9 protein-coding genes and 1 other RNA gene are annotated in these 8,001 nt (G+C 70.9%); 8 read left to right on the forward strand and 2 right to left on the reverse strand.

Annotation, left to right across the window (positions count from 1 at the left end; genetic code table 11):
• On the forward strand, positions 1 to 484 hold a 484-nt coding region (locus E2E34_RS27465), incomplete at its 5' end, for an LPXTG cell wall anchor domain-containing protein (RefSeq protein WP_138904591.1).
• Positions 485 to 589: 105 nt separating this feature from the next.
• On the opposite strand, the gene E2E34_RS27470 is transcribed toward E2E34_RS27465, so the two are convergent.
• Positions 590 to 784 carry a hypothetical protein gene (locus E2E34_RS27470; RefSeq protein WP_138904592.1) on the reverse strand — a complete coding sequence of 65 codons (195 nt, stop codon included), beginning with the start codon at positions 782 to 784 and terminating at the stop codon, positions 590 to 592.
• Between the two features lie 257 nt (positions 785 to 1,041).
• Here E2E34_RS27470 and ftsE point away from each other — a divergent pair, with 257 nt between their 5' ends.
• From ftsE to ssrA, 5 genes are all read left to right on the forward strand, one after another.
• Positions 1,042 to 1,731: a cell division ATP-binding protein FtsE gene (ftsE, locus tag E2E34_RS27475; RefSeq protein ID WP_028815006.1), complete on the forward strand. Its 690-nt coding sequence runs from the start codon at positions 1,042 to 1,044 to the stop codon at positions 1,729 to 1,731.
• A gap of 9 nt (positions 1,732 to 1,740) precedes the next feature.
• Positions 1,741 to 2,658: a permease-like cell division protein FtsX gene (ftsX, locus tag E2E34_RS27480; protein ID WP_138897256.1), complete on the forward strand. Its 918-nt coding sequence runs from the start codon at positions 1,741 to 1,743 to the stop codon at positions 2,656 to 2,658.
• Positions 2,659 to 2,726: 68 nt separating this feature from the next.
• Positions 2,727 to 3,899 carry a S41 family peptidase gene (locus tag E2E34_RS27485; protein ID WP_138904593.1) on the forward strand — a complete coding sequence of 391 codons (1,173 nt, stop codon included), beginning with the start codon at positions 2,727 to 2,729 and terminating at the stop codon, positions 3,897 to 3,899.
• A gap of 18 nt (positions 3,900 to 3,917) precedes the next feature.
• On the forward strand, positions 3,918 to 4,403 hold the full coding sequence (gene smpB / locus E2E34_RS27490; protein ID WP_138904594.1) for an SsrA-binding protein SmpB: 486 nt from the start codon (positions 3,918 to 3,920) through the stop codon (positions 4,401 to 4,403).
• 107 nt (positions 4,404 to 4,510) lie between these two features.
• Positions 4,511 to 4,881: a transfer-messenger RNA gene (gene ssrA / locus E2E34_RS27495) on the forward strand.
• Positions 4,882 to 4,910: 29 nt separating this feature from the next.
• Here ssrA and E2E34_RS27500 read toward each other — a convergent pair.
• Positions 4,911 to 6,224: an MFS transporter gene (locus E2E34_RS27500; RefSeq protein WP_138904595.1), complete on the reverse strand. Its 1,314-nt coding sequence runs from the start codon at positions 6,222 to 6,224 to the stop codon at positions 4,911 to 4,913.
• Between the two features lie 83 nt (positions 6,225 to 6,307).
• On the opposite strand from E2E34_RS27500, the gene E2E34_RS27505 reads away from it, so the two are divergent.
• Together E2E34_RS27505 and E2E34_RS27510 are read left to right on the forward strand one after the other, a co-directional pair.
• A complete protein-coding gene (locus tag E2E34_RS27505; RefSeq protein WP_138904596.1) occupies positions 6,308 to 7,273 on the forward strand; it encodes a LysR family transcriptional regulator in 966 nt (321 codons plus the stop codon).
• Between the two features lie 159 nt (positions 7,274 to 7,432).
• Positions 7,433 to 8,001, forward strand: a 569-nt coding sequence (locus E2E34_RS27510; protein ID WP_138904597.1) for a hypothetical protein, incomplete at its 3' end; no start/stop codon positions are given.

The following is an 8,001-nucleotide window of genomic DNA, read 5'->3' on the forward strand; positions in this document are numbered from 1 at the left end:
CACTGACCCGGTGGACCCGCCGACCGACCCGGTGGACCCGCCCACTGACCCGTCGGACCCGTCGGACCCGACCGACCCGTCGGACCCGACCGACCCCTCTGACCCCACCGACCCGGGCGGCAACGGCGGGAACGGCAACGGCGGCAACGGGAACGGCGGCAACGGGAACGGCGGCAACGGCAACGGTGGCGGCGGCAACGGCGGCAACGACGACGGTGGCGCCGTGACCGGCGGCTCCGACGGCGGCTCCGACGGCGACGCCGGCACCTGCACCCTCGACCTCGACGGTGCCGAGTGTGAGGACAACACCGACACCGACAGCGCCGGCTCCAAGCCGGTCGAGCAGGGCAAGGCCAAGGAGGAGCTCGCCGAGACGGGCGCCGCCGAGACCTCGTTCCTGCTCATCGGCGCCGCGACGATGATCGCCGGTGGCATCGGCTTCCGCATGCTGCCGCGCCTGGTCAGCGGCCGTACGGTCGCCTGAACCGCTTAGGCGTACAAGAGGGGCCCGGGGCGCGCTCAGCGCCCCGGGCCCCTCTCGTGGTCTTCGCCGGCCCTCAGGGGGCCGTGGAAGCGGTACGGCGGGTCTTTATGCGGTCTGGTGCACCAGCAGGGCCACCGCGGTGACCAGCAGGGCCACCAGCACCACCAGCGCCGCCGGGGTCAGCCCGGCCAGCGGGCCGCCCTCCTGCTGCATCCTCGCCCTGTTCGCCCGGCAGACGGGGCAGCGGCCCTGGTTCACGGGCGCCGCGCAGTTCGCGCACACCAGTCGGTCATAGGTCATGCGCTTTCCTCCTCCCGCGCGGCGGAGCCGCCTGCGGCCGTTCTCCCGCCAACGCTCAGGGGAACGTGACTGTTCCCCCTCCCACTGTGCCAGCTCGCGCGGGTTCCGGCGCGCCCCGTCGGGTTACGGCCGTTCTGTTCCGGTCGCAATGCGGTGCCGATCCGTGATAAATCGCCCATCGCAGTACGCGGACTGCGCGGTCCTGCCCGCGTCGCGTATGGTCACGCTCACCTACTCCCGGCGACCGTGGTGCACCCGTGATCCGATTCGACAACGTCTCCAAGACCTACCCGAAGCAGAGCCGCCCCGCCCTCAGGGATGTTTCCCTGGAGGTCGAGAAGGGCGAATTTGTCTTCCTCGTGGGCTCTTCCGGCTCCGGCAAGTCAACCTTCCTGCGGCTGCTGCTGCGTGAGGAGCGCGCCAGCCACGGCATGGTGCACGTCCTGGGCAAGGACCTCGCGCGCCTGTCCAACTGGAAGGTGCCGCAGATGCGGCGCCAGCTCGGCACCGTCTTCCAGGACTTCCGGCTTCTTCCCAACAAGACCGTCGGGGAGAACGTCGCGTTCGCGCAGGAGGTCATCGGCAAGTCGCGCGGCGAGATCCGCAAGTCCGTGCCCCAGGTCCTCGATCTCGTCGGCCTCGGCGGCAAGGAGGACCGGATGCCCGGTGAGCTCTCCGGTGGTGAGCAGCAGCGCGTGGCGATCGCGAGGGCGTTCGTCAACCGCCCGATGCTGCTCATCGCGGACGAGCCGACCGGCAACCTCGACCCGCAGACCTCCGTCGGCATCATGAAGCTGCTGGACCGCATCAACCGCACCGGCACCACTGTGGTGATGGCGACCCACGACCAGCAGATCGTCGACCAGATGCGCAAGCGCGTCATCGAACTCGAGGGTGGCCGCCTCGTGCGCGACCAGTCTCGCGGCGTCTACGGATACCAGCACTGAAAGGACGCCATGCGCGCCCAGTTCGTCCTGTCGGAGATCGGCGTCGGTCTCCGCCGGAACCTCACCATGACCTTCGCGGTGGTCATCTCGGTAGCCCTCTCCCTCGCCCTCTTCGGCGGGGCGCTGCTCATGCGCGAGCAGGTGAGCACGATGAAGGGCTACTGGTACGACAAGGTCAACGTCTCCATCTTCTTCTGCAACAAGAACGACGCCGAGACCATCCCCAGGTGTTCCAAGGGAGCGGTCACGGCGGAGCAGAAGAAGGAGATCGAGACCGACCTCGACAAGATGGACATCGTCGAGAGCGTCACGTACGAGTCGGCCGACCAGGCGTTCAAGCACTACAAGGAGCAGTTCGGGGACACGTCGATGGCCGACACCATCACCCCGGACCAGATGCAGGAGTCGTACCGGGTCAAGCTCAAGGACCCGGAGAAGTACAAGGTGGTCGCCACCGCCTTCGAGGGCCGGGACGGCGTCCAGTCGGTCGAGGACCAACGCGGCATCCTGGACAACCTCTTCGAGCTGATGAACGGCATGAACGTGGCCGCGCTCTGCGTGATGGCCCTGATGCTCGTCATCGCTCTGATGCTGATCGTCAACACCGTGCGCGTGTCCGCGTTCAGCCGTCGGCGTGAGACCGGCATCATGCGGCTCGTCGGCGCGTCGAGCTTCTACATCCAGATGCCGTTCATCATGGAGGCCGCGTTCGCCGGCCTGATCGGCGGCGTCTTCGCCTGCGGCATGCTGCTCGTCGGCCGGTACTTCCTGATCGACCACGGCCTGGCGCTGGCCGACAAGCTGACGCTCGTCAACTTCATCGGCTGGGACGCGGTGCTGGCCAAGCTCCCGCTGGTGCTCGCGATCGCGCTCCTGATGCCCGCCCTCGCGGGGTTCGTGGCGTTGCGCAAGTACCTCAAGGTGTGACATGAGCCCCTGGCGCCGTACGGTCAACCGACCGTGCGGCGCCCTTCGTTTGTCCTAGACTCGGCGCCATGTTGGGCCCTGAAGTCACCTTTCGTCCCCGCGGTGTCCGCCGCGGGGCGGCCCTGACACTGGTTTTCGCGACCGTGCTCGTCACCGCCGCCGCCACCGACTCGTGGCCGGGCGAGGACGAGAAGTCGCCGTCGGTCCCCGCGCGTTCCGTCGTGGTGGCGGCCGACCGCGAGGCGGTGGCCGACGCCGCCGCCGAGGCGATGGCCGACGGCAAGTCCGGCAAGGAGGCGGCCGAAGAGGTCGTCAGCCGCAGCGGGGACCGGTGGGGCGCGGTCTACGACCCGGCGGAGTACGCGGAGTTCGAGCAGGCACTCGGCGGCGAGTACACGGGTGTCGGCCTGTGGGCCGAGCGCGCCGGGGACGGCCGCGTCGAGGTCTCCCGGGTGCAGCGCGGCGGTCCCGCCGAGCGGGCCGGCATCCGGGCGGGCGACCGGCTCCGCACGATCGACGGGCATCCGGTGGAGAACCGCCCCGTCACGGAGGTCGTACAGCTCCTGCGCGGAGACGGCGGCGACGCGGCGAAGGCCGGCAGCTCGGTGGTCCTCGGCCTGGAGCGCGGTGAGCGCCGGTGGGACGAGCGGCTGCGGCGCGCGCGGCTGACCACCGAGGCCGTGACCGTCGAGCGGCTCGCGGACGGCGCCACGCTGATCAAGGTGGCGTCGTTCACCAAGGGCTCGGGCGAGCGGGTGCGTGAAGCGGTCCGCGCCGTGCCCAAGGACCACGGCGTCCTCCTCGACCTGCGCGGCAACGGCGGCGGGCTCGTCTCCGAGGCCGTCACCGCCGCCTCGGCCTTCCTCGACGGCGGGCTGGTGGCGACGTACGACATGGAGGGCGAGCAGCGCGCGCTGTACGCGGAGCCGGGCGGCGACACCGACCGGCCCGTCGTGGCCCTCGTCGACGGCGGCACCATGAGCGCGGCGGAGCTCGTCACCGGAGCGCTGCAGGACCGCGGCCGGGCGGTCACCGTCGGTTCGCGGACGTTCGGCAAGGGCTCGGTGCAGATGCCGAGCCGCCTGCCGGACGGTTCCGTGGCCGAGCTGACCGTCGGGCACTACCGGACTCCGGCGGGCCACAGCGTCGACGGGAGGGGCATCAGCCCGGACCTCGCGGTGAGCGAGCGGGCCCAGGAGCGGGCCCGGACAGTATTGAGTGGCCTCGGGGGAGGGTCGTAGTGCGAAAATGGCCGCACTATGGCTAAGGAAAAAGGGCGCAAGCTGATCGCGCAGAACAAGAAGGCGCGACACGACTACCTCATCATCGACACGTACGAGGCCGGCATGGTCCTGACCGGCACCGAGGTGAAGTCCCTGCGCCAGGGACGCGCCTCGCTGGTGGACGGCTTCGTCCAGCTCGACGGCGGCGAGGCGTGGCTGCACAACGTGCACGTACCGGAGTACTCGCAGGGCACCTGGACCAACCACTCCGCGCGCCGCAAGCGCAAGCTGCTGCTGAACCGGGCGGAGATCGACAAGCTGGAGAGCAAGTCGTCGGAGTCGGGTCACACGATCGTGCCGCTCGCGATGTACTTCAAGGACGGCCGGGCCAAGATCGAGATCGCACTGGCCAAGGGCAAGAAGGAGTACGACAAGCGGCAGACGCTGCGCGAGAAGCAGGACCTGCGGGAGACGAACCGGGCGATCTCGGCGGTCAAGCGCAGGGAGCGCGGGCAGCTCTGACGGCGCGCGGCGGGCCGGCGGGAATAGGCTGGCACGGTCGTGCGTTGTTCACGTACGATGGCACCTGTGCCTCCCGGGGCACGTGTACCACCTTGATAAAACAACATGGGGATGATCGGTTTCGACAGCGGATGTCGAGGCAGGGGAAGCGAGTCGAGGAAGCGGCAATGATCTCGTTAACCATATGTCGCAACCAATAATCGCCGATTCCAAGCGCGATTCCTTCGCCCTCGCTGCCTAAGTAGCGACCTAGCGAAGTGTCAGCCCGGGGGTGTTCCCGACCCGGATCCTGGCATCATCAAGGGAACTAAACCACTCGGTCCGGTCACGGGATCGGGTGGGAAATCAAACAGTGACTGAGCCCGTCGGAGACTTGTCCGTGTGATCTCCGGGGCCGAGAAAATCGCAGCGGACTGCACTCGGAGAAGCCCTGGTTCTGCACCGTTGGACGCGGGTTCGATTCCCGCCATCTCCACAATTCCCATGTGAGGCCGAGGCCCCGCCGTCCTAGGACGTCGGGGCCTTTGCCGTGCCCGTGAGCGCCGCGCACAGCAGCAGCGCCACGGCCGCCGACGCCACGGGCGCCGCGTAGCCCGCGGCCGGGGCGGCGTGTTCCGCCAGCCAGCCGCCGGCCGCCGAGCCCGCGGCTATGCCGCCGAGCAGCGCGGTGACGGCCAGCGTCATGCCCTCGTTCAACCGGGCCGCGGGGACCACGCCTTGGACCAGGGTCATGCCGGTGACCAGCGTGGGGGCCGTGGCCGCGCCCGCCGCCAGCAGCGCCGCGGCGACCGCGGCCAGCGAGCCGGTGGAGGCCGCCACCAGGGGCAGCAGCATCAGCGCGGTCATGGCCGCGACGCACGCGAGCAGGCGGCGGTGCGCGTCACGCGCCGCGCGCGCGGAGCCGTACAGCAGGCCCGCCGCGCACGAACCCGCCGCCTGGAGGGCGAGGACCGGTCCCCCCATGGCGCCATGACCGACGCTGTCGGCGAAGGCCAGTGTGACGACCTCCATGGACCCGAAGACCGCGCCGGTCGCGAGGAAGACCGCGAGCAGCGCGGGCATGCCGGGCAGGCGGACCGGTGAGCGGGCGCCCGGCGTGCGGGGGCTGGTGGGCGGTTCGGTGGCGCGCTGGGCGGCGAAGACCAGGACGCCGGTCATCATCAGGATGGCCCCGGTCAGTGTGCCGGCCTCGGGAAACAGCGCCGTGCACAGGAAGGCGGCGGCGACCGGGCCGAGCATGAAGCACAGCTCGTCGGCGGCCTGCTCGAAGGAGTTGGCCGTGTGGCGGGCCGCCGGGTCGTCCCGGAGGAGGTGGGCCCAGCGGGCGCGGGACATGCCGCCGGTGTTCGGAGTGGTGGCGGTGGCGGCGTACGCGGCGAAGAGCGTCCAGTCCGGTGCGCCGTGGCGGACGCACAGCAGCAGGGCGAGCGAGCCGAGTACGGCGACGGCGGTGGCGGGCACCGCGACGCGGGCCTGCCCGTGCCGGTCCACGAGCCGGGCCGTCCAGGGCGCCACGACGGCGGTGACGGCGAGACCGGTCGCGACGACCGCTCCGGCCAGGGCGTACGAGCCGCGCGAACCGGCGATCATCATGACCGCGCTCACGCTGAACATGCCCATCGGGAGCCGGGCCAGGAGATTGCCCGCGGTGAAGGCGCGGGCCCCGGGCGTGGCGAGCAGGCGGCGGTAGGGGGAGAAGCGGCCGGGCGGGCGCCGCCGCGGCGTGCGGCGCGGCGCGTACGCGTAGTCGGGGCGGCCGGCGGCGATCAGGACGTCGCCGGACACGGCCAGGAGAGGGGAAGGGGTGTCTCGAACGGGCATGGATCAAGCCTCCCGGCGGGAGCGCCGGGTGGTCCAACACCTTCCGGGCGCCCATTCACGCGCCCGCGATGTAAGTTCACGGCGTGCCCCACGACATAGAACCCCGCCTTCTGCGCGCCTTCGAGGCGGTCGCCCAGGACCTCCACTTCACCCGGGCGGCAGCCAGGCTCTACACGGCGCAGCAGGCGCTGAGCCGTGACGTGCGGCGGCTGGAGCGGGAGCTGGGGGCCGAGCTGTTCGTACGGTCCACCCGGAGCGTGTCGCTCACGGCGGAGGGCGAGCGGCTCCTGCCGTACGCGCGGCGGGTGCTGGCGGCGTACGACGAGCTGGGCACCGCCTGGGCGCGCGACGAACGGCCGCTGGTCTTCGACGTCGGCGCGCATGTCGGTACCGCGTACCAGGTGCTGGAGGCGGCGCGGGCGGCCGCGCCCGACGTGGAGTTCGTCGCCCGCTTCCACAGCGGCCTCACGGGGGCGGCGGCGGCGATCGTCGCCGGCCGGATCGACGTGTCCTCGGGGCGCGTCGCCGGGCTCGACCCCGCTCTGCTCGACCAGCTGGAGCACCGGCCGATGCGGTTCGAGCGGATGGCCGTACTCCTCGCCGAGGACCACCCGCTGGCCGCGCTGGACGAGGTGCCGCTGGACGCGCTCGCGGGGGAGACCCTCTACGCGGCGGCGGGCAACGCGGCCACCGCCGAGTGGACGGATCTGGCGGTGCGGCTCTTCGCGGGGCGGGGCATCGCGGTGGCGGCGCCGTTCCCGGAGATCGAGGGCGCCGAGGAGTTCGTACGGGTGATCCGCAAGCGGCACTGGTCGGTACTGGCGAGTACCGAGTTCATCGCCGTGCCCGGCATGGAGCTGCGGCCGATCGTCGATCCCGTACCACTGTCACCGATCTCACTCGTGTGGCGAAAAGGTCTCCGCCATAAGGGGCTTGAGGTGCTAAAAGGGACGATTTCCGAGCTCGGGGAACGGGATGGATGGCTGGAAATCCCCACAGGGGGCTGGCTTCCCGAAACCGATATGTCACTGATGCTCAACAACAACTGACTCAGCAGCCCTCCTGTCATCGGCGTGCGCTACATTCATCGCCTGGGTGCGGTGTGATAGGGGGCGCTCGGAGTGGGTGGGGGCCCGTTCCGTGCACAGATCAACCGAGCAGTCGCGGCGCGCACCCCAGTCACTTCAGTGGGGGATGTGCGTACAACTGTGGACAATTGGCGAGACGATGCCCGATCCGGGTATCCCCAGGAACCGATCCCGAGTGAGATCACGGTCCAGCTCGGCACCGTGCGGCCGGGCGACCTCGGCCACCCGCCGCAGACCCAGGAGCTCCAGGAGCTCCAAGAGGGCTCCGACGGTCCGGTCTTCGTCGACGCGAGCGGCCGCCGCAGCAAGAAGCTGCGCCGCATCGGCTGGGTTCTCGCCTTCGCCTGCGCCTGCTACGCCGTCACGCTGGTCGTCGCCCTGGCCGGCGGCAACTCCGCCGCGCCCTTCCTCCAGATACCCGGCCTCGCCGACGACAAGAAGAAGGCGGACACGGTCCGGATATCCCCGGCCCCCGACGATTCGGCCTCCCCGGGAACGACACCCCCGGTGACCGCGGGCGCGACCCCGTCCGCCTCCGCCGGCGCCACCGAGCCGCCGGCCGCCGACGGGCCGGCCGGCGTCGCCGGCCCGCGGGACCCCGCGCCCGGCGCGACCGCGTCCAAGAGCGCGGGCGCCCCCAAGGAGAACCGCCCGCCGGCCACCGGCGGCACCGGCTCCGGTACGAACCC

Source organism: Streptomyces albidochromogenes (genome assembly GCF_005981925.1).
Lineage (GTDB): Bacteria > Actinomycetota > Actinomycetes > Streptomycetales > Streptomycetaceae > Streptomyces > Streptomyces albidochromogenes.

What these genes read in the sequence shown, in the direction of transcription:
- E2E34_RS27470 (WP_138904592.1), bottom strand. Translation starts at nt 784, where the DNA reads ATGACCTATGACCGACTGGTGTGCGCGAACTGCGCGGCGCCCGTGAAC.
- E2E34_RS27500 (WP_138904595.1), bottom strand. Translation starts at nt 6,224, where the DNA reads ATGCCCGTTCGAGACACCCCTTCCCCTCTCCTGGCCGTGTCCGGCGAC.
- smpB (WP_138904594.1), top strand. Translation starts at nt 3,918, where the DNA reads ATGGCTAAGGAAAAAGGGCGCAAGCTGATCGCGCAGAACAAGAAGGCG.
- ftsX (WP_138897256.1), top strand. Translation starts at nt 1,741, where the DNA reads ATGCGCGCCCAGTTCGTCCTGTCGGAGATCGGCGTCGGTCTCCGCCGG.
- E2E34_RS27485 (WP_138904593.1), top strand. Translation starts at nt 2,727, where the DNA reads ATGTTGGGCCCTGAAGTCACCTTTCGTCCCCGCGGTGTCCGCCGCGGG.